Raw genomic sequence first — 20370 nt, 5'->3', positions numbered from 1 at the left:
ACCTAGACGAACCGCCACACACCAGCTCAGTCATAGGAGGCCTCCGTGAGCCAGTGGTCGGTGTCGAAGGTGGCCAGCCAGGCGCGGCCGTCGACCCCGACGAGCTGGAAGCGGGCGACCCGCCGTCCGCCGCCGGGTTCCCACCACGCCTCGGTGACCGGCCACGGACCCGCCCAAGAGGCGACCCGCTGCCAGGGCTGACCCGCCGAGGGCCGGTAGCGGGCGGGGTCGGCGGAGACACCGCCGCGCGGGAGCACCACGACCGGGCGCCCGGCCTGGTCGCAGACCTCAGCCGGCCACGGGTCGGCCAGCACCCGGGCGGGCGCCGGCGGCGGGATCGAGCCCGGCCACGGCAGCGCGCGGTCGCGCAGCGTGCTGGGGCGGTCGCCCCAGGGGACGTACGCCTGCCGGTCGCGTGGGCTCCGGCCGCCTTGGAGCACCGGGGCGACGACGGCCTCGTGGCCGAGCAGTCCCTGCACCCGGGCGATGCCGCGGTCGACGCGCTCGTCGGTGCCGCCCCAGAGGCCGTCGGCGTGGACCGCCTCGGAGACGGCGACCTCGGGGACGAAGCGGACCCGGGTCACCGCTCCACCGCCTCCCGCAGACACCGCCCCGGCCAGCTGCCAGTGCAGCCGGTCGATGAGATCGACGGCGGAGAACCAGCGCGGATGCGCCCAGGTGCGGCAGGAGTCCGAGACGTCCTCCATCGCGACCTCGATCCGCACCTCGGTGCAGACCTCCTGCCGCGCCGCCAGGCCCTTCACGAACCCCTCCGCCGCCTGCCGGGATGAGAAGCAGACCGCCTCGGCGGAGTCGAGCGGCGGCTCGAAGGCGACCTCGGTGGTGAGCTCGGGCGGTGGCGTACGTCCGGTCACCGGCCGTGCCCCCTCGCCGTGGATCACCCGGCGGACCCAGGCGGCCTGCGCCCCGAAGCGCGCCTTGACGTCGGCGCCGGGGAGGTCGGCGAGGCCGCCGAGCGTGGTCAGACCGAGCCGCTGCAGCAGGCTGACCGCATTGGCGTCCTCGAGGACATGGACCGGCAGGGCGCGCAGGAACGCGGTCGAGCCACCGTCGGCCGGGACCGCGTACGTCTCCTGCAGCCCGGCGCTCCGCGCGGCCTGCTCGGCGGTGAAGAGCTCATCGGCGATGCCGATCCGTACGTCCCAGATCCCGAGCCCGACCACACACTCGGCGATCGCCGCGCCGGCCTCGGCCTCGCCGCCGTAGAAGCGGGCCGGTGAGCGCAGCGCGACCAACCCGGGGCGCAGCGGCATGACGCCCGGGCGCAGCTCCTCCAGGCGCACCAGCACCTCCTCGAACACCCGCGCGTCGCGGGCGTCGTCGGCGGCGAGCACCTGCACCTCGGGGCAGCGCGCCTGCGCGTCCCGGCGCCGCATCCCGCGTTTGATCCCGAACTCCCGCGCCGCCTGGTTGGAGGCCTGGACCCGGTTCTGCGCGAAGACGGCCGCCGGCAGGTGCCGTGGCAGCCCCTGCTCACCCAGCGCCGCGGCGACCGGCCAGTCGGCGCACCAGACCACCAGCGTGCGGCTCATGCCGACTCCTGCTTCCGCAGGTCGGCGATGTCCGTGACGGGTTCGAGAACGCGCCCGAGAGTGCCGTCCTCAGCCGGGAACCAGAGCGCCGTACGTCGTGGCGGAGCCGTCCCGCGCACCGCCTCGACCACCATCCTCCGCGCCCGGAGATGGCCGTCGCCGTTGCCCAGCCCGACCCAGCGTGGCTCGGTCGCCCGGAGGCGTACGTCTGCTCTCGGCCACTCACCCAGCGCGACCAGCGCGGCGCCGCGGGTGCGCAGCCGGGCACCGATCTTCTCGGCGACGCTCGGGGTCACCCGCCCGGTCGGCCGGACCAGCACCAGCGTGGTCACATCGACCAGCGCCGCGGTCGCCTCCAGCCAGGAGTCCTTGGGCCGCGGCACCAGGATGGTCCGCTCCAGGTCGACCCCGGCCTCGGCCGCCGCCTCGACCCCGAAGTCATCGACCCCGACGACGGCGGTCCACTCCCCCGCCCCCGACGGTCCCGCCAGCAGCAGCATCGCCAGCGACAGCGAGTCGGCCGCGTACGTCCCACCGGCCCGCAGCTGCACCACCCCACCGAGCGCCTCGTGCGTGGCCAGCTCGGCACCGAGGCCCGGCTTCTGCTCCAGCCGTCGCACCTTGGACCGAAGCTGCTCGATCTGAGCCAGCTTCTGGTGTCGTTCGATCCCCGCTACCACTCCCACTCAATGAGTATCGAACATTTGTTCGAACACATCAAGGTCGAGTCTTCACTTCTGGCGTGCCGAGTCCTCACTTACGGCGGGCGAGTCCGTAGTTGTGACGAACGAGACTGCCGACTCGTCACCCACAACTACCGACTCATCACCCACAACTACAGATTCGGCCGCCACAACTACCGATTCGGCGGGAACGAGGTCACCCGCGGAGCGCAGAGGCGAGGTAGGTGAGACGGGGGTGGTCGACGGTGGGGAGGGCGGTGACGGTGGTCTTCTTGGCGACCGCGACCTTCCAGTAGGTGGCACCGGCGACGACGAGGAAGTCGGCCTTGGCCGAGCCGTCACCGGACAGCGGGGTGGTGATCAGCTCGGGCTCGCCGAAGGCACGCATCGCGGCGATGACCGGGCAGTCCTCCTCCAGAGCGGCGCGGGCGGCGGCGATGATGCCTCCGTGGGCGTCGGGGACGGCGTTGAGGCGCAGGGTCTGGATGCGCGGCTCGGCCTCCGGCGAGAGCATGACCTCGATGTCGTAGCGGCCCCGCTCGGCAGGCACGACGGCCAGCGCGACACCCATGCCACGGGAGAAGTAGCCGTAGGGCGCACCACCCAGGGGCAGCCCGACCTTGGCGCGGGCCTGGGTGATCTGGACGCGCCGGCCGGCGTCGGGGGCGTCGAGCTCGACGTTGTCGGCGAACAGCGACGGCAGCGCGAACACCTCAGCACCCGAAGGATCGAAGGTACGCAGCCGCTCGACCGCGGCCTCCAGCGCCGAGTCGAGTCGCGGCCGCAGGCCCTTGACCGCCGCCGAGAACCGGTGCGGCCCTCCCCCGGAGAGCTCCTCGGAGACCAGCGAGCGCAGCGCGGTCATCGCGGTCGGGTAGGCGCCGGCGTAGGTGCTGTTGGACAGGGTGATCACGCCGAGACCGGTCGGGGGGTGCCAGACCATCCGGGAGCCGTAGCCGGGGTAGCCGCCGGAGTGGTGGACGAACTGCCCGAGCCGGCTGTCGTGGTCGACCATCAGGCCGTAGCCGTAGCCGGCAGCGAGCGCCCCGACCCCTGCATCGGGGCCGTCGAACCCGAGCGAGGCCGACACCGAGCCGAACCGGTGCAGCTGTTGCATCTCGCGCCGGGATGCCTTCGACAGCGGATGCCCGTCGGCGGCGGAGGAGAAGGCGCCCAGGAACCCGCCGACCCAGCGCGCCAGGTCGGCCACCGAGGAGTGCAGACCACCCATCGCCGCGAACGACCCGGACGGCACCGGCGCGGTCGGCGCCCACGTCGGCGGACCCTCGAGCCGGTCGCCGGCCCAGGCCGGGTGCAGCGGCGGCACATGACCGGGCACACGATTCGGGACCGCATCAGGCGAGTAGGCCGAGGAGGTCATCCCCAGCGGCGCCAGCAGCTCGTGCTCGACGAAGTCCCGGTTCGCGCCTTCCGGAGACGAGCCGCCCACGACGTTCTCGATCGCGCGGCCGAGCAGCGCGTAGCCGAGGTTGGAGTACTCGAACCCGATCCCGGGCTCCTGCCCGGTCGAGAAGCCGCCGTCGAGGAACGTCCCGAAGGCGTCGTAGGACAGCGACTCCTGCCGGTCGCCCCACGGGTCGTCGGTCGGCAGCCCGGCCGACATCGAGAGCAGCAGCCGCAACGTCACCGCCGGGGAGTCGGCGGAGTAGGGAGCCTGGTCGACGAGCTCGGGCACGTACTGCGCGATCGCCTCGTCCAGATCGACCAGACCGCGGTCGCGCAGCAGCAGCACCGCGGCCGCCGTGAACGACTTCGACATCGACGCGATCCGGAAGACACTCTCCGCGGTCGGCGCCGGGCCACCCTCGGTCGTCGCTCCGAACGCGCCGGAGTGGAGCAGCTCGGAGCCACGTACGACTCCGTAGGCCAGGCCCGGGGTCAGGTTCTCCTCGAAACGTTCCTGAAAGAGCGAGTCGACGACGGAGGTGTTCAGGCTCATGCGCGCGTTCCTTCGGAGACAAAGTTGCTCGACGCACTGCAGCCTAGAGGCCACAGTTGCACCGTCAGCGCAACACCCACGCCGTGCCGCCGCATCGAAGAGGCAGAGGCCCCCGACAGGGGGCCGAGACGGAGGACAGCATGGACACAGACTTCGATGAGTACGTGGTGACGCGCAGCGGCGCGCTGCTACGGCTCGCCTACCTGCTGACAGGTGACGGTCACCGCGCCGAAGACCTGGTCCAGGACACCCTGGAGCGGTTGTGCCGACGCCGATATCGCCGACGCCCTCGGCATGGCCCCCGTCACCGTACGCAGCACCGCCATGCGCGCTCTCTCCAAGCTGTGCAGCCACCCCGACCTGAGCCGACCGGCTCGTCCTCGACGCGCCGGGGTGGGAGGTCCCCGAGTTCGACGGGGCCGTCACCAACGGGGCCGACGGCGGAGAGGTGATCTACGAGCCCGCCTCGGCCGACGGCAGGTCGAAGCCCCGCCTCGGCGTCGGGTGGTACGCCGCCAAGACCCGCGACGAGGCCCTTCGCTTCGGCGGTACGTTCAACACGGCCGACGGGAACGGGACGGGCGACGGCGTCGACGAGCTGCCGATCGAGGTGCTCGGCCAGGAGGCGATCTACTGGAGCCACCGGGGCGGCAAGGACGTCGGCGATCGCGACGTGGAGACCGGCGCCCGACGCCCTCCACGTTCTCGACGAACCGTCGACGAGCGAGGACACCTTCACCGGACCCGAGATCTACCGCTGCGGCTGACTCACCCCGGCCGGCACGCTGTCGTCCTGGTCCACCCGTTTCAGCCGCCACACCGACGGCACGGCGAGGGTGGCCAGGGCGACGGCCACATAGAGAACCCCACTGACCAGGAACACCGGGCGCTCGCCGAACCACCCACCGAGCGGCCCGTAGAGCAGCTGCCCCACCGGCATCGCGACGAACGAACCGAGGGCGTCGTAGGAATAGGCCCGCGAGAGCATCTCCTCGGGGACGTTCTCCTGCATCGCGAGCTGCCATCCGAGGCTGAAGATCTCGACTCCAGCGCCCGCCACCGCCATCACGACCACGAATGGAACCGTCTCGGGCCACAGCGCGAGCGCGAAGAACGGCAGCCCGTACGCCGCGATCCCGAACATTCCCGCCCGCAGCGGACGCCGGATGGTGGCGCGCATCAGCACGATCGTCATGAGGAGCATCCCGGCCGCGAGCGCGGAGTTGCCCAGGCCCCAGCCCTCGACGCCGAGCGCGGACGACTTGGCGTACGCCGGGCCGAGCACCTGCAGGCCGCCGGACTGCATCGCGTTGAGGACCATGAAGGCGACCACGACGACCCACAGCCAGGTGGTGCTGCGGAAGTAGGTCCACCCGGCGCGCAGGTCCTCGAGCGCCGAGGTCTTCTCTGCGTCCTCCGGACGCGGTGGGATCCGCACCGGGAGCAGGAAGATCGCGGCGAGCAGCCAGGTCAGCGCGTCGACCGCGAGCGCCCAGCCGGCTCCGACGCCGACCACGAGCGCCGCCGCGACGGAGGGGCCCAGGATCGTCAGGGTGCCGCGCGACATCGAGAGCAGCAGGTTGGCCGGCTGCAGGTCCTTCTTCGCCACCAGCTGCGGCACCATCCCCTGCATCGCCGGGAACGCCATCGCCATCGTGGTGCCGTTGATCGCCTCCAGGACGACCAGGTGCCAGATCTCGGCCTGTCCGGTGATGATCAGCGCCGCTGCCGCCGCCTGCGTCGCGGCCGAGGCGACGTTGCTCAGCTGCAGGACCAGCCGCCGCGGGAACCGGTCGGCGATCACCCCTCCGACCAGCAGGAAGATCACCATCGGGATGGTGTGCGCGGCGACCACATAGCCCAGCGCCGAGGCCGAGTCGGTCACCTCCAGCACCGCGAACGCGACCGCCACGTGCGACATCGACGAGCCGGCGAGGTTCACGAACCGCGAGGCGAAGAACCACCCGAAGTCGCGCTCCTTGAGGACGAAGAGGCTCTCCCGGATGCTCACCGGCGCAGTCTGTCGCGCGCTCGCGTCGACGTCCAACGGGTTTTCCGGCCGGTTCAGGTCTCACCTAAACCGATCATGGCGCTCGTGCGTCAACCAGGCGTGAGCCGAGAAGAATTCGCCGACTTCTACGTCGGCGCCAAGGACCGCTGCCTGCGTGCGGCGATCGCGACCGGGATGGATCCCGGCCGGGCGGAGGAAGCGACCGCCGAGGCCTTCGCCCGCGCCTGGTCGCGCTGGCCGACGGTCAGACTGGCCAGCTCGCCGGCGGCATGGGTAGTTCGCACCGCGATCAACGTCGACATCTCCTGGTGGCGAAAGCGCCGCCGCGAGCTGACCGTTCCCGAGACCCCCGAACAGCTTCCTCGCGACGACGCGAGCTTCGACCACGACCTGCTGCAGGCCGTACGCCGGCTGCCACCGCGTCAACGCCAGGTGGTCGCACTTCGCTACTTCCTCGACCTCGACGCCGAGACGACCGCACACGAGCTCGGCATCGCACGCGGCACCGTCTCCGCCTCGCTTCACCATGCGCTCAAGACTCTGCGACTGCAGCTGACCGACCCCGAGGGGATGCTGTCATGAACGACATCGAGACCCGGCTGCGCAACAGCAGCCACCAGACCCTGGACGTCCCCGCCGCCGAGATCCTGCGACGGGGCGACCGGATGCGTCGCCTCCGTCGCGGCTCGAAGGCGGTCGCAGCGGTCGCCGCCTTCTCGCTCGCCGGGGTCATGGCGTACATCGCGATCCCTGACCGACTGATCGACTCGAACATCGCCACTCCGGAACCGTCGACAACGGCCGCACCCGGGCAGAAGACCCCGGTCGACTGGTCGGGCGACCCGACGAACCTGACGTCAGAGGAGCTCGACACGCTGAGCAAGCGGTGCCTGGAGACGGCCTGGGCTGACGTGGAGTCGCTGTACGCCGACGCGCCCGAGGCGAACAATGCCATCGACCCCGATGAAGTCGAGCGGATCCCGTCAGACACCTGGCCGATCCTCGCCGAGAAGCGTGGCTCGACGGCGATGGCGATCTTCGACGGCCCCGACTATGAGGTGACCTGCTCGACGCCGCAGAGCATCGAGCAGGACGCCGACCGCGAGCCCGATCTCGCGGGGGCATTCGGCCTACCCCAGGTCTGGGGCGCCTTCGCGGAGACCGGGCCGTGGGAAGACTTCTACCGTGGAGGCACCGAGGACGGCACGGAGTTCTTGCTTCCTCTCCCGGAGAAGATGAACGTCACCGAGGTGGTCTTCACCTCGAGCGGGGAGGACATCCCGGCAACCATCGTCAACGGCCTGGCGGTCGCCTGGACCGACCACCATGTCGACGTCGAGTCGGCGAGCTTCCGCGCCTACGACGCCGACGGCGACCTGGTTCATGGCGAGGCACCCGAACCGCCGACCGTCGAGTGGACCGAGACCGCCGAAGGGATCCGGGTGACCCGATCGCTCGGCAACGAGACGCTGGAGTCCGCCTGGTTCTGGGTCGGCAAGCAGCGGTTCGACGCGACCATCACCGAGGACAACGTCGCAGTCGCGCTGATCCCGACCGGGACGCTCACCACGGACCAGCTGAACAAGCTGCAGATACAGGGCCTCTCCCCCGAGGGCCTCTCTCTGATGGGCTGCACCGGAGGGCCGTGCGGTCCCTAGCGCGGCCGGGCCGCGACGTACCTCTCCGCCGCGGCACGCGGCTTGTCCCCGAGCCCCTCGATGCCGATCAGCCCCGATAGCAAGGAGCGGTCGGTGGTGAGGGCCTTGAAGAGGGTCGAGACGGTGATGTCGTGGTCGGGGCGGTGGACGACGACGATCTCGTCACCGGCCTGCAGCTGCCCCTCCTCGAGGACACGGAGGTAGGGCCCGGGCCGGGCGTCCTGGGTGAACCTCTTGACCCAGCGGGCGTTGTCGTAGCCCGAGACGCCCATCCAGTTCTTGAAGTCGTTGCAGGGCGTACGCACGCTGCAGATCTGCAGCAGCACCGTCCCGATCCGCCACTGCTCCCCCACGAGGGCGGCGTTGACGTCGATCCCCTCGGTGGTGAGGTTCTCGGCGAACTGGCCGTCTCGAAGCGTCACGCCGAGGCGGGAGCCCCACGCGTCGAGGTCCTCACGGGCGAAGGCGTAGACCGCCTGCTCCTCGCCGCCGTGGTGGCGGCGGTCGGTCTGGGTGTCGGTGAGGATGCCCTCCGGGCCGACCGTTACCGGATCGGGCGTCGCGAGCTTCTCGATCGAGGTGGCGCCCACCTCTGCCCACTCGGCGGGCTTGGACTGACCGACGTTGACGCTTCGCACGATGGGCATGGCGCCGATTGTCCCGGGCGCGCCGGGATCAGGCACGCGAGTTTCTCAGTCCTGGACCGCCTTGACGAGCGAGATCATCGCGGTGATCCAGTCTCTGTCCGCCCCCTGCTCGTCCTCCATCTCGTACTTGACGTTGACCAGGAGGCGCAGCACCACCCAGGCCCGGGCGCGGTCCTCGTCGAGCTCGGCGGCGTCGACGAGGGCGAAGAACCGATCGCGCACACCCGCACGGAGCCTCCCTGCGTACTCCTCGAAGCGGTTCCAGAGCATCGGCGCGAGCTCGTAGTGCGGGTCACCGGAGAGCGGCTTCGGGTCGATCACGAGCCACTCCTCGCGGTCGCCGCGGAGGACGTTCTCGTAGTGCAGATCCGTGTGGATCAGCGTCCCGTCGGTCTCCTCGTCGCGCGCGAAGTCGCGCGCGATCGATCGGGCCTGCTCGACCATCCGCGGCGGCACCGGAAGCCGCCGGCTCTTCTCCCCCAGCTCGGCTTCCCAGCGCGCGGCCTGCGCCGACAACGTACGCAGCTGCGGCGGAGCCGCGACGTGCAGCCGCCGGTAGAAGCCGCCCACGATCTCGCACGCCTGCACGTCCCAGAGCTCCGAGAGATCCTCCTCGGGATGCAGCCGTTCGAGCAGCAGCGCGAACCGCTTCGGGTCGGCCCGGAGGAGGCGTACGGCACCCCGACCGCCCCACACCTGCAGCGCCAGCGCCTCGTGCTCGGCCTCCCAGTGGGGCCAGCCGACCTTCAGCACCGCCGACTCACCCTCGGCGGTGCGCACCGGGAGCACGACGGCACAGTTGCCGTGGGTGGAGGGACCGTCGACGGTCAGCGACCACTCCTCGACCAGGTCGCGGAGCAGCGCCGGGAGCTCGTCGAGCCACGTGGCCCAGGACGGCCCGTTGGCCGCGAGCGCCAGGAAGGAGTCCGGGACGAGCGTCACGGCGGCAACCCTACTGGCGCAATTTCTAATCGGCTTCCCAACCCTCGACGGATCGGGCAGGTTGGGCGCATGTCACTTCCAGAGTCGATGGGGACCAAAGGCGTTCCCTACCCGCCCGAGCGCTACGACGGCGAGGCCGGTGAGGTCTCGGCGTTCTACCGTCCCGACAAGTCCGCGCCCGATCTGACCTATCCCAACGGCGTGAAGGTCGACTATCTCGCCACCGGCGCGACCACCGCGGGCGACTACGGGCTCTACCGCTGGCACTTCGGTCCGAACGAGACCGGCCCGGGCCCGCACTTCCATCGCGCGGTGGCCGAGTCGTTCTACGTGCTGACCGGGACGGTGCGGATCTACAACGGCGAGGAGTGGATCCCGGCCGGCGCGGGCGACTTCGTGCACGTGCCGGTCGGTGGCCTGCACGGATTCCGCAACACGACGGACGAGCCTGCCTCGATGCTGCTGCACTTCACCCCGGGCGCGCCGCGGGAGGGCTACTTCGAGGGGCTGCGCGAGCTGGCCGAGGGCACCGAGCTCAGCCCGGACGACATGGCCGAGTTCTACAAGCTCCACGACAGCTACTGGGTGGACTGAGCCCTCCAGGCCTCGATCCCGAGGCGAACGATGTCGGCGGCCGACTCGGGCACCTGGGCCGCCTCCTCGAGCGAGACCCACTCGGCGAAGTCGGTGGTTCCGTCGACCTCCAGCGTGCCCAGCTCACCCCCGATGATCCTCGCCTCGAAGATCACCCGGGTGGACTGGTAGGGCCGGCGCCCCGGCTCGAACGGCACCACATACACGTTGGTCGTCAGCGGAGCCCCGACCTCGACGTCGTACCCGGTCTCCTCCTTCACCTCGCGCGCGACCGCGGCGGGCATCTGCTCGCCGTAGTCGACGCCACCACCCGGGAGCGTCCAACCGGGCTCGGTGCGGTGGTTGCCGTTGAACCAGCTCAGCAGGATCCGCCCTGCGTCGATGATGACGGCGTACGCGGCGACCCGGGTGTCGTACTCGGTGAAATGCATCCCCGGGAGACTACAACGGGTCGCCCAGGGTTCAGTCGAAGACGAAGGCGGTCGCGTCCTTGGGGAACGCCGTCCACGCCCGGATCCGGCGTGGATGCACGACCGGAGCCCCGTCGGTGTAGTGCTTCGCCTCGAAGACGTTCTCGCCGTACTCGGGATACTTCGCGTTCAGCAGCCCCGCGATCTCCTCGGCGGCCTCCGGAGCGAAGCCCGTCTCCCGCACCTCGCCCTCGATGACGACCAGCTTCCACGGGTCCGGCAGGTTCACAGTCACCTTCGGATGCGCGGCCGCCAGCCTCCGGTGCAGCGTCTCCGGGCTCCCGCCGTAGACCAGCTTGTCCTCGAACCAGATCCCGTCCAGCGGCGTCACGTGCGGACTCCGCCCCGGCCTCTCGAACGCGAACCAGAACTGCTTCGCCTCGATCAGCTGCCGGCGTACGTCCTCCCACGCCAGCAGCTCGCTCGGCGTGCCATAGCCCTTGGGGAACCGAACCTGTTCTGTACGCATGTCCTCACTCAACCACCGGGCGCACCCGGCCGACCCGACCGTTCTTGCGCGACCTGGAGGGCGAGCGGCTCAGCTGCTGGCCCATTCCGGTCACTCCACCACGCGCAGCGCGGCTGGAATGTCCATCCGCCGCTCGCGGCGGATGCCGAACACGGGCGCCACCGCGACGACGAGGACACCGAGGGTGAGTGTGCTCAGCACGGTCACGGTCGAGAGCGTGGGTACGACGAGCAACTCGGGGGTCACGTCGTCGAACCCGGAGACGACGTAGTTGAGGGCGGCATAGCCACCTGCGAGCCCCACCACCGTCCCCAGCAGCCCGATGATGGCGCTCTCGACGATCGCCATGACCATCACGAGTCGCGTGGGAACGCCGAATGCGTACATGGTGGCGTGCTCACGAGTGCGTTCGTCGGCGCTGATGCTCGCTGAGTTGAAGGCGATCAGCATCGCAAGCAGCAGCGTGGCCACCTCGATGACGCTCAGGATCCCGGTGAACTGCCCCAAGGCGTTGTCGAGCACCTCCGCGAAGCTCGACGCCGGCTCGACGGCAGTGACCCCGGGCAGACGGAACAGGTTGCGGGTGACCTGGTCGGCATCCCCTGCAGGTACGACGACGATCTGATTGACCACCCCGGTGAGACCGAATCTGGCCGCACCCTGCGCATCGAGATAGGCGAAGGTACGCCACGGGTCGGGGTGGAGCGCCCGCACCGGGATCTGGCTGGTCACGATCCGTGGCCCGGCCGCGTCCGGCACCGGATGGCGTACGGCGAGCACGTCGCCGGGCGCCACCTCGAGGTCATCGGCCGCCTTCTCCGACAGCACGATGCCGTCCCGTGGGCCGCTGTCCTCGACCAGCGTCGGCGTCCAGATCTCGTTCGCGAAGTCCACCACCTGAACGACCGCCTCCAGGTCGCCGTCGCCGTGGCGGAGCGTCGCGGGGACGACGAGCTGGGCCTGCGACTCGGCGACGCCGTCGGTCTCGCTGACCGCGCGCGGCAGGTCCGAGCCGGTGGGATGGTACGTATCGAGAGTGACCACCACTCGCCCGGGGCTGCTGTGCTCCAGCTCTGCGGCGTTCGCGTCACCGGCAGCGCTGAACGTGTCCAGCAGGCCCAGCACTGCCACCAGGGACGTCATGGCGGCCGCGACCCCGAGCATGGTCAGCACGGTGCGTCGGGGTGCGCGCAGCACGTTGCGCAGGGACATCGACACGTAGGTCCTGCCCGGCAGACGCACCCTGGTGATGAGCCTCAGCAGACGTCCACCCGATCGCGCGGAGCCGAAGGCACCCGACCGGATGGCATCGACCGGCGCCATCCGTAGCGCCTGGACGATCGGCAGGATCGTGGCGAGCACGGGGATGGCCAGGCCGAGCGCAGCACCTTCGGCGAAACGACCGAACTGGAACGGCGTCTCCCAGACCGGCAACGGAAGCAGGTCGGTCATCACCCCGCGCATCGCGTTCCCCGTCAGCCAGCCCACCCCGATTCCGGCCACGACTCCGAGCACCGAGATCTGCAGTCCGACGAGCATCGGACGGATCGCCAGGACCGCAGGCGAGACACCCAGGGCAATCCCGACCCCGATCTCACGGCGTTGCGCCTCGATCATCCTCGTCACCAGGTTGAACGCCGCGAACGCCGCACCGAAGAGGATCAGGAAGGCGAACACGTTCCACGTCGTCTGGTCGTTGCGGGCGTCCTCGTACAACGCCCGATGGACCGGATCTTCCGCCTTGGACGTGACCGTCCCGCCGTACGGTTCCACCGCAGCGGTCAGCTGTTCACGTACCCGGTCCTCGTCGGCACCCTGCCGCAGCCGCAGGACCAGGTCGTTCACCTGACCCGGGCGGCCATTGATCTCCTGGGCAGTGGCCAGCGGCATGAAGACGACGGCGAAGCCGGTCTCCCCCAGCACCATCCCACTTCGACCGGTGACCTGGAAGTACTCCGGCGTGTAGCCGGTGCCAACATACTCGACCGGTTTCCCGGCGCTGATCAGCAGCCTGCCCTGCGAGGGAAGCCCGTGCTCGTCGGCGAACTTGGACTCGAGCACGGCGACGCCCTGTCCGTCATCACCAGCACGCAGACCTCGACCATGGGCGATGTGGAGATCGTCGACCCGAGATTCTCCCGTCGACATGCCGACCACTTCGCCCGGAACGAGCAGGTCCTCGCTCGGGGTCGAAGCATCCACCAGCGTCGGCACCACGAGTCGCTCAACCGCCGCTTCGATCGAGGAGGCGTCCTCGATTCCGCTGACCGCATGCTCCAGGGTCCCTCCGGCCACGAACCCGCCTTCCGGGAGTTCCACGCGCAGGTCGTGCATCCGCAGGCTGCTGTAGCTGCGATCGTTGGACTGGATCCGCCACGCGCTGGTGGCACCCAGGCCCGCGTAGACGCCCGTCCCCACCGCGATCACCAGCGCCAGGGCCGTCACCAGCAGCCAACGCCGACGGAGGTCCCGCCACGACCAGCGGACCCAGAGTCGAACGGACCACGTGCTCATGGCGGCTACCAACGCACGTTCTCTGTGCGGCTCTTTCCACCGACGGGTGGCCCGTCACTCACGATGCGCCCGCTGGACAGCTCGATGACGCGGTCGCCCACCTTCGAGATCTCGCGGTTGTGGGTCACCACGAGCACCGTCTTGCCGGACTCGGCCTGCTGCTGGAGCAGCTCCAGGATCTGCACGCCCGTACGGAAGTCGAGCTCGCCGGTCGGCTCGTCGGCGAGCAGGATCGGGTTGTCGGTGGCGAGCGCCCGGGCGATCGCGACGCGTTGCTGCTCCCCGCCCGAGAGCTGGTGCGGGAAGTGGTCCGTCCGGTCGGCGAGGCCGACCCGTTCGAGCATCTCCTGGGCCACCTCCGGCGCGCCGGGACGGCCGGCGACGTCGGCACCGAACTGGACGTTCTCCGCCGCGGTCAGCCCTGGAAACAGATTGAAGGTCTGGAAGACGAAGCTCACGGTCTGCCGCCGCAGAGCGAACCGGTCACGCCGCGACGCGCCGGACACGTCCCGGCCGTTGAGGGCGACCCTGCCCTCGGTGGGACTGTCGAGAAGCCCGATCATGTTCAGCAACGTCGTCTTGCCGCTTCCCGATGGCCCGAGAACCACGACGAACGCGTTTTCGTCGACGTGGAGGTTCACCTCGGAAAGAGCGGTGACCGTCGACTCGCCGACGACGTACCGCTTCGCGAGGTCGTCGAGATCGATGCGGGTGCCCGCCGACGAGTCGGGTGACGACAAGCGGAGGTGGGTGGGGAGGCTCTGGCTCACTCCTCCAGGCTTTCCGGACGCGCTGGCACCCGGGAGAGCCGAAAGCCCCCGGAGGTCGGGACCACCGTCCACGACGCGGGGAGGCCGGGTCAGTTCATCGCTGTTCGCGCCAGACGAGACCGAGCAGGCCGTCGGGCGGTACGTCGCCGATGATCTGCAGCCTCACCGTGTGCACCTCCCCCGCGGCCAGGACGAGGCCAGGCCCTCCCTCGCCGAGGCGAAGACTGGTCTCCGGGCGCCCGTCGACGTACACCTGTACGTTCGGGCTGGCCGAGCCGGAGGTGTACCAATCGACCTCCACCGGGATGTCGCCGGCCCGGTACGTCGAGAAGAGCTCCCGTGATCCCGGGGCGGACTCATCGTGACGGACCATGCGGAACTCGCTCCCGCCGTCCATCTCGAGCTCCTGCACCTGGTGGCCGGCGACCGTGGCCGCGGGTTCGGGGATGCGGTAGACGGCGGCACCGATCTGCCCGTCCGCCGGTGCCGCCCTCTCACCACCGGATCCCTTGGTGAGCCAGATCCGGAGCGTGTGCTCGCCCTCCAGCGGATACTCCGGCCCGAGCTGGTAGGCGATCCAGCGGCCCGAGAGCAGCTCGACGTCGCACGGCAGCTCTCCCGGCTCTCCGTCGTCCATCGCGACGTGCAGGGTGTACCCGCTGCCCACGCCCTCGCAGACGGCCCGCCACTCGGTGTTGCGCGAGGCCACGGCGGTGAACACGATCTCGCTTCGTCCGGTGGCGACCTCGGCGTCGATGAGGGTTCGGCCGGCGAACGTCTCGACGAACAGGTCGCTCGTCGGACCGGGTGGCGTCACGACCGGCGCGGTGCGGTCGAACGGGTTCACTCCCAGAGCCGCCAACCCGGCCGCGGGCAGCACGATCGCCCCCACCGCCGCCACGACCAGTGCACGGCGAGCCCGGATCCTGGCCGCACGTCGCCGGACCGCCGCGCCCCGGCTGACGGCCTCGGTGTCCTCGACGGCGTCGGCATGCGCGCGCAACGTGTCCTGAAGCTGCTGGATGCTCATCGCGCCGCCTCCCCGTGCGTCTCCTGGACCGAAGCGTCGTCGAGGCGCAGCTTGGCCAGTGCCTTCACCCGCTGGCTCTTCACGGTGCCCACCGAGCAGCCGAGCAACCGAGCCGTCTCCGCTTCGCTGAGGTCCTCGGCGTACCGCAGCACGATCACCGCCCGCTGCCTCCTCGGCAGCCTGCCCAACGCCGTCCACAGGTCATGCGTCGCCGCACGGTCCGCGTCGTTCCGCCTGCGCCGCCACCAGGTCGCGTAGGTGTTGACCAGGATCTTGCTCACGTACGCCGCCGGGTCGCCGTCGATCCGCGACCAGGACCGCCACGCCTTCACCAGCGCCGTCTGCAGCAGATCCTCGGCGCGCTCCCGATCGTGGGTCAGCAGGTAGGCGGTCCGCAGCAGCCGCGTGGAGCAGGCCTCGACGAAGTCGTCGAACTCCCGCGCAGCTTCCGCTCCGCTCCGCTTCCCCGAGACCTGGGTCGCGTCCACGTCCCCTCCCCGCTCGCCGCCCCCGACGAGGCGCCGCTGTCAAGGACGACCAGTTCGACCCCGGGAAAGGCTGTCCCCTCCGAGGGTAGGACGTCGCGAGTCACGCCGCGAGGGTCTGGTCCAGGAGTACGTCGCGCAGCGTGAACTCCGCCCGGGACAGGGGCGGTGGATCTTGTCCCCAGGTGTCAGGTGGTGGGCTGGTGTAGACGTGGCCCGTCGGTGTGATCGTGGTGATGCTGCCGTCGGGGCCGGGTCGGGCTTGCCAGCCGAGGGCTTCTTTGGCTTGGTTGCATCGTTCGCACAACCCCTGCAGATTCTGGGCGCTGGTTTCTCCGCCATCGGCGTGACGCTCGATGTGGTCGATGTTGCGGATCGGGGCGTCACAGCCGTTGGTGCGGCAGATCCCGCTGTCGCGGGTGGTGATGAACTCGGCGAGTCCGTCGGGGGCTTTGCGGGAGCGTGATTCCATCGCGACCAGTTGCCCGGCGGGGTCGGTGAACAGGCGGCGCACGAAGACCTCGGCATCGGCCAGCGCCTCCCGCGCCCAGCTGGCGGGGACCGGGCCGTAGCCCTCCACCAACGCGGGCTGGTCGCTGGTGTTAGCAAGTGAGTCGGCGGTCATGACGATCTTGACCTCGATCCGCGGCTTCGCCCCGGTCTCGCGGCCGGTGACCCGGTCGACCAGGGTGTCGGCCATGACCTGACCCCGGGACCGTTCATCACCGGCGGCACGGGCGGCATTGGCGGCCTGATCCAAGGCGGCGAACACGGCGACGCCGTCCTTGACCGGGAGCAGGGCGCCGAGCCAGGTCATCGTGTCCGGCGCCGGCCGCACACTCACCCGGCGGTCTTTCTCGGCGTTGGCGGCTCGGGCGACCACGGAGGCTTGGTCGAGGGTGATGGCGAGCTTCTTGGCGGCGTTCTCGAGCTGCCGCAGTCCCATCGACATCGCCTTCGCGGGCTTCCCGTTCGACCCGGTGGCACAGAGTTCGTGGTCGATGACCCGACGGTCATCGAGCGAGAGGCAGGCGGTTTCGCGGGCCAGGATGGTGGCCTGCCACTGCGAGAACAGCCCGGCCTTCATCAGAGCGAGCGTGTGCGGCATCTCGGTGAGGAGGATCTTCGCCAGTCCGAGCAGCTTCGCACCCCGAGCCGGTGAGACCCGCCGGGCGAGCGCGACCTGCGAGGCCACCCCTTCGCCAAGCTTCCGGGCCGGCACGCCGGCCTTGGTCTGCCGTGCCCGGGCGGCTTCCTCGAGACGCACCGAAGCCTCTGCCTGCACCGCCTCCGCGCGGCACTTGACCGCTTCGAGGCGAGAGATCCAGTCGACCAGCTCGCGCTCGGGCGCACCGGGAGGTGGCCCGTCAAGGAGGCGGTCGAGGGTCTCGTACATAATGCTTATTATATGCGATCGATCATCATGGCACCACCTATTTTTGCTGGTCAGACCCACATTACACAGTTAGCGAACAAGACACGTGAGTGCTGCGCCACACTCTCGCCGCCGCCCCGATACAGCGAAATCTTTCTCGATCGGGTGCCGAGTCAAGGACCGCGAAGCGGCCGGCGAAGCCGGCGCCCGAAGGGCGTCCTTGACGCGGTGCACGATTGAGAAACACTCAAAGCAAGGGTCGGCGGCGAACCCTGAAACGAAAACACAGTCGCTGAACCGAGGTTTCCTCACGGGTGGTCTCGACAAGCTCGACCACCGGTGCACCGGGTCCCGACACGCCTCCGCCCAGCGGAAAACTACTTCTTGTCGCCGGAAGTCTGAGTGGTGGAGAGAGCAGCGACGAAGGCCTCCTGAGGCACCTCGACGCGACCGACCATCTTCATCCGCTTCTTGCCCTCCTTCTGCTTCTCGAGCAGCTTGCGCTTACGCGAGATGTCACCGCCGTAGCACTTGGCGAGGACGTCCTTGCGGATGGCGCGGATGTTCTCACGAGCGATGACACGGGCGCCGATGGCGGCCTGGATGGGCACCTCGAACTGCTGCCTAGGGATGAGCTCCTTGAGCTTGCCGGCCATCATGACGCCGTAGTTGTAGGCGGCGTCGCGGTGGACGATGGCGGAGAAGGCGTCGACGGGCTCGCCCTGGAGCAGGATGTCGACCTTGACCAGGTCGGCGGCCTGGTCGCCGGAGAACTCGTAGTTGAGCGAGGCGTACCCCTTGGTCTTCGACTTGAGCTGGTCGAAGAAGTCGAAGGCGATCTCGCCCATCGGCAGGACGTAGCGCATCTCGACGCGGTCCTCGGAGAGGTAGTCCATCCCCTGCAGGGTGCCGCGCTTGTTCTGGCACAGCTCCATGATGGTGCCGATGTAGTCGGACGGCGCCAGGATCGTGGCGTTGACGACCGGCTCGCGGACCTCGTTGATCTTGCCCTCGGGGAACTCCGAGGGGTTGGTCACGATGTGCTCGGTGCCGTCCTCCATGACCACGTCGTAGACCACGTTGGGCGCGGTCGAGATCAGGTCGAGGTTGAACTCGCGCTCGAGCCGGTCGCGGGTGATCTCCATGTGGAGCAGGCCCAGGAAGCCGCAGCGGAAGCCGAAGCCGAGAGCGCCGGAGGTCTCCGGTTCGTACGTCAGCGCAGCATCGTTGAGCTGAAGCTTGTCGAGCGCCTCGCGCAGGTCGGGGTACTGGTCGCCGTCGATGGGGTAGAGCCCGGCGAAGACCATCGGGTTGGGGTGGGAGTAGCCACCAAGCATCTCCTCGGCGGGCCGGCCGTTGTTGGTGACGGTGTCACCGACGCGCGACTGGCGCACGTCCTTCACGCCGGTGATCAGATAGCCGGTCTCGCCCACGCCGATGTGGTCGGCCTTCACCGGCTCCGGCGAGATCACGCCGAGCTCGAGCATCTCGTGGACGGCTCCGGTCGACATCATCTTGATCTTGTCGCGGTGCTTCAGCGAGCCGTCGAAGACCCGGACGTACGTCACGACGCCCCGGTAGGTGTCGTAGACCGAGTCGAAGATCAGCGCCCGCGCGGGCGCGTCCGGGTCACCCACCGGCGGCGGGGTCTGCGCCACGATCTCGTTGAGCAGCGCCTCGACGCCGAGCCCGGTCTTGGCGCTCACCTGGAGCACGTCCTCGGGCTCGCAGCCGACGAGGTTGGCCAGCTCCAGGGCGTACTTCTCCGGGTTGGCCGAGGGCAGGTCGATCTTGTTGAGCACCGGGATGATGTGCAGGTCGGCACCCATCGCCAGGTAGAGGTTGGCCAGGGTCTGCGCCTCGATGCCCTGGGCCGCGTCGACGAGCAGGATCGCCGCCTCGCAGGCCTGCAGGGACCGGGAGACCTCGTAGGTGAAGTCGACGTGGCCGGGGGTGTCGATCATGTTGAGGACGTACGTCTCGCCCTCGACGGCGTTCTCCTGGCCCTCGGTGACCGTCCACGGCATCCGCACGGCCTGGGACTTGATCGTGATCCCGCGCTCGCGCTCGATGTCCATGCGGTCGAGGTACTGCGCCCGCGCGGCGCGCTCGTCGACCACACCGGTCAGCTGCAGCATCCGGTCGGCCAACGTCGACTTGCCGTGGTCGATGTGGGCGATGATGCAGAAGTTGCGGATGATCGCCGGGGGCGTGGAGCCGGGCTTCGGGGCAGCACTCATGATGGGGGCCATCCTCCCACGCTCAGTACTGATGGAACCAAAGCGGCAGCTGCACCGACTCGCCCGGGCACGTCACGTTGCGGTCGCGACCACCCTCGAGCCACTGCACCATCACCGCGGCACCGCCCTGGAACATCCACTCCCCGTCGCAGCGCTCCAGCGCCGCGGCCCGCGACGTCTCGCCCGCCGGGCGCCACTCGGGCAGCTGCAGCTGGAGGTCTCCGACGATCGGTGTCCACAGCCCCTCGATCGAGTAGACCCCGACCCGCTTCCCGGCGTCTCGGTAGCCGGCCACGGCACCCTGGACGACCGCCTGGTTGGCCGCGACGTCGTCGGACCACTCCCACACCGCGACCGGCTCGACGTCGAGCCACACCGAGGGAGACTCCAGCCCGGCACGCTTCATCTGGTCGAGGTTCCACCGAGCCTGCTGGTAGCCCACGTTGGTCAGCCGGCCGATCTTCGTCTCCGGGTCTCCGGGGCCCTCCTCGCCACGCTCGCGGAGGGTGGCGGCCGTGGGATAGGAGACGACCGCGTAGGCCGAGGTCATCACCTTGTTCTTCTTGGCCCACTCGGCCTGTGAGGCCAAGCAGGGGTTGGGGGTGAACGCCGGGCCGTTGGTGAGCCCGATGATCACGTACTCCGCCGACTCGAGCGGCATCGGCAGCCCCAGCGTCCGGCGCTCCTTGATGCCCATCCCCTCAGGGCACTGCGGCCAGCTCAGGTCACCGCCCTCGACGATCCCACGGTCCTGAGCGGGTGCGACGGACGGGATATCGAGCGACTCAGGCGCGCGTGGCGCCGGGCTGGCCTGCTTTCCGGTCTCGGTCTCGGGCTCCGCAGGCGCCGACGGCGAAGCCGACTCCGCCTCGGTCCTCGGCTCGGCGGCGCAGCCGAACACCGCCGGCGCCACCAGGAGCAGTAGCGCGGCGACGTACGTCTTCCTTCTTGCCCACATCACCGCAGATA

General features: G+C 69.7%; 19 protein-coding genes. 4 read left to right on the top strand and 15 right to left on the bottom strand.

The features are described 5' to 3' along the window. Nucleotides 1–26: 26 nt before the first annotated feature. From OG984_RS28750 to OG984_RS28740, 3 genes are all read right to left on the bottom strand, one after another. Nucleotides 27–1553, bottom strand: coding sequence for a DNA polymerase Y family protein (locus tag OG984_RS28750; RefSeq protein WP_328529501.1), 1527 nt, complete (start codon nt 1551–1553; stop codon nt 27–29). Then, nucleotides 1550–2239 carry a hypothetical protein gene (locus OG984_RS28745; RefSeq protein WP_328529500.1) on the bottom strand — a complete coding sequence of 230 codons (690 nt, stop codon included), beginning with the start codon at nt 2237–2239 and terminating at the stop codon, nt 1550–1552. Before OG984_RS28745 ends, OG984_RS28750 begins: the two co-directional genes overlap by 4 nt. Before the next feature lie 193 nt (nt 2240–2432). Then, nucleotides 2433–4196 (bottom strand): serine hydrolase domain-containing protein, encoded by a 1764-nt coding sequence (locus OG984_RS28740; protein WP_328529499.1) that lies wholly within the window; start codon nt 4194–4196, stop codon nt 2433–2435. A gap of 140 nt (nt 4197–4336) precedes the next feature. Here OG984_RS28740 and OG984_RS29565 point away from each other — a divergent pair, with 140 nt between their 5' ends. Beyond that, complete coding sequence (locus OG984_RS29565; protein WP_442940933.1) at nt 4337–4648, top strand: sigma factor; 312 nt, start codon at nt 4337–4339, stop codon at nt 4646–4648. A gap of 299 nt (nt 4649–4947) precedes the next feature. Here the strand turns inward: OG984_RS29565 and OG984_RS28735 are convergent, their stop codons facing one another. Beyond that, on the bottom strand, nt 4948–6207 hold the full coding sequence (locus OG984_RS28735; protein WP_328529498.1) for an MFS transporter: 1260 nt from the start codon (nt 6205–6207) through the stop codon (nt 4948–4950). A 99-nt stretch (nt 6208–6306) separates the two neighbouring features. Here OG984_RS28735 and OG984_RS28730 point away from each other — a divergent pair, with 99 nt between their 5' ends. Together OG984_RS28730 and OG984_RS28725 are read left to right on the top strand one after the other, a co-directional pair. After that, a complete protein-coding gene (locus OG984_RS28730) occupies nt 6307–6789 on the top strand; it encodes a sigma-70 family RNA polymerase sigma factor (RefSeq protein WP_328529497.1) in 483 nt (160 codons plus the stop codon). Beyond that, a complete protein-coding gene (locus OG984_RS28725; protein WP_328529496.1) occupies nt 6786–7865 on the top strand; it encodes a hypothetical protein in 1080 nt (359 codons plus the stop codon). Before OG984_RS28730 ends, OG984_RS28725 begins: the two co-directional genes overlap by 4 nt. Here OG984_RS28725 and OG984_RS28720 read toward each other — a convergent pair. Together OG984_RS28720 and OG984_RS28715 are read right to left on the bottom strand one after the other, a co-directional pair. Continuing rightward, nucleotides 7862–8512 (bottom strand): MOSC domain-containing protein, encoded by a 651-nt coding sequence (locus OG984_RS28720; RefSeq protein ID WP_328529495.1) that lies wholly within the window; start codon nt 8510–8512, stop codon nt 7862–7864. The genes OG984_RS28725 and OG984_RS28720 overlap by 4 nt on opposite strands. A gap of 45 nt (nt 8513–8557) precedes the next feature. Further along, entirely contained in the window at nt 8558–9454 is an 897-nt protein-coding gene (locus OG984_RS28715; RefSeq protein ID WP_328529494.1) for an aminoglycoside phosphotransferase family protein, read from the bottom strand. 69 nt (nt 9455–9523) lie between these two features. On the opposite strand from OG984_RS28715, the gene OG984_RS28710 reads away from it, so the two are divergent. Next, a complete protein-coding gene (locus OG984_RS28710) occupies nt 9524–10048 on the top strand; it encodes a cupin domain-containing protein (RefSeq protein WP_328529493.1) in 525 nt (174 codons plus the stop codon). Here OG984_RS28710 and OG984_RS28705 read toward each other — a convergent pair. The 9 genes from OG984_RS28705 to OG984_RS28665 form a co-directional block, all read right to left on the bottom strand. After that, entirely contained in the window at nt 10033–10479 is a 447-nt protein-coding gene (locus tag OG984_RS28705) for an NUDIX hydrolase (protein WP_328529492.1), read from the bottom strand. The genes OG984_RS28710 and OG984_RS28705 overlap by 16 nt on opposite strands. A gap of 31 nt (nt 10480–10510) precedes the next feature. Next, complete coding sequence (locus OG984_RS28700; RefSeq protein ID WP_328529491.1) at nt 10511–10987, bottom strand: pyridoxamine 5'-phosphate oxidase family protein; 477 nt, start codon at nt 10985–10987, stop codon at nt 10511–10513. 90 nt (nt 10988–11077) lie between these two features. Then, nucleotides 11078–13501 (bottom strand): ABC transporter permease, encoded by a 2424-nt coding sequence (locus tag OG984_RS28695; RefSeq protein ID WP_328529490.1) that lies wholly within the window; start codon nt 13499–13501, stop codon nt 11078–11080. Nucleotides 13502–13506: 5 nt separating this feature from the next. Then, nucleotides 13507–14271, bottom strand: coding sequence for an ABC transporter ATP-binding protein (locus tag OG984_RS28690; RefSeq protein WP_328529489.1), 765 nt, complete (start codon nt 14269–14271; stop codon nt 13507–13509). Nucleotides 14272–14365: 94 nt separating this feature from the next. Beyond that, on the bottom strand, nt 14366–15301 hold the full coding sequence (locus OG984_RS28685) for a hypothetical protein (RefSeq protein ID WP_328529488.1): 936 nt from the start codon (nt 15299–15301) through the stop codon (nt 14366–14368). Then, on the bottom strand, nt 15298–15789 hold the full coding sequence (locus tag OG984_RS28680; protein WP_328529487.1) for a SigE family RNA polymerase sigma factor: 492 nt from the start codon (nt 15787–15789) through the stop codon (nt 15298–15300). The genes OG984_RS28685 and OG984_RS28680 overlap by 4 nt, the downstream gene beginning before the upstream one ends. 100 nt (nt 15790–15889) lie before the next feature. Continuing rightward, nucleotides 15890–17182, bottom strand: a complete 1293-nt coding sequence (locus OG984_RS28675; protein ID WP_328529486.1) for an HNH endonuclease — start codon at nt 17180–17182, stop codon at nt 15890–15892. 356 nt (nt 17183–17538) lie between these two features. Next, entirely contained in the window at nt 17539–19401 is a 1863-nt protein-coding gene (lepA, locus tag OG984_RS28670; protein ID WP_328529485.1) for a translation elongation factor 4, read from the bottom strand. 22 nt (nt 19402–19423) lie between these two features. Next, entirely contained in the window at nt 19424–20359 is a 936-nt protein-coding gene (locus OG984_RS28665) for a hypothetical protein (RefSeq protein ID WP_328529484.1), read from the bottom strand. Between the last annotated feature and the right edge of the window lie 11 nt (nt 20360–20370).

This window comes from Nocardioides sp. NBC_00368 (assembly GCF_036090055.1).
In the GTDB taxonomy this organism is placed as follows: Bacteria; Actinomycetota; Actinomycetes; order Propionibacteriales; family Nocardioidaceae; genus Nocardioides.
The sequence above is the reverse complement of the archived record's forward strand: the minus strand, read 5'-3'. Positions and strand labels throughout refer to the sequence as shown.

Excerpts from the sequence above, each read along its gene's own strand:
- OG984_RS28675 (WP_328529486.1), bottom strand. The coding sequence starts at position 17,182 with ATGTACGAGACCCTCGACCGCCTCCTTGACGGGCCACCTCCCGGTGCG.
- OG984_RS28705 (WP_328529492.1), bottom strand. The coding sequence starts at position 10,479 with ATGCATTTCACCGAGTACGACACCCGGGTCGCCGCGTACGCCGTCATC.
- OG984_RS28725 (WP_328529496.1), top strand. The coding sequence starts at position 6,786 with ATGAACGACATCGAGACCCGGCTGCGCAACAGCAGCCACCAGACCCTG.
- OG984_RS28750 (WP_328529501.1), bottom strand. The coding sequence starts at position 1,553 with ATGAGCCGCACGCTGGTGGTCTGGTGCGCCGACTGGCCGGTCGCCGCG.
- OG984_RS28695 (WP_328529490.1), bottom strand. The coding sequence starts at position 13,501 with ATGAGCACGTGGTCCGTTCGACTCTGGGTCCGCTGGTCGTGGCGGGAC.
- OG984_RS28685 (WP_328529488.1), bottom strand. The coding sequence starts at position 15,301 with ATGAGCATCCAGCAGCTTCAGGACACGTTGCGCGCGCATGCCGACGCC.
- OG984_RS28710 (WP_328529493.1), top strand. The coding sequence starts at position 9,524 with ATGTCACTTCCAGAGTCGATGGGGACCAAAGGCGTTCCCTACCCGCCC.
- OG984_RS28665 (WP_328529484.1), bottom strand. The coding sequence starts at position 20,359 with ATGTGGGCAAGAAGGAAGACGTACGTCGCCGCGCTACTGCTCCTGGTG.
- OG984_RS28700 (WP_328529491.1), bottom strand. The coding sequence starts at position 10,987 with ATGCGTACAGAACAGGTTCGGTTCCCCAAGGGCTATGGCACGCCGAGC.
- OG984_RS29565 (WP_442940933.1), top strand. The coding sequence starts at position 4,337 with ATGGACACAGACTTCGATGAGTACGTGGTGACGCGCAGCGGCGCGCTG.
- lepA (WP_328529485.1), bottom strand. The coding sequence starts at position 19,401 with ATGAGTGCTGCCCCGAAGCCCGGCTCCACGCCCCCGGCGATCATCCGC.
- OG984_RS28740 (WP_328529499.1), bottom strand. The coding sequence starts at position 4,196 with ATGAGCCTGAACACCTCCGTCGTCGACTCGCTCTTTCAGGAACGTTTC.
- OG984_RS28720 (WP_328529495.1), bottom strand. The coding sequence starts at position 8,512 with ATGCCCATCGTGCGAAGCGTCAACGTCGGTCAGTCCAAGCCCGCCGAG.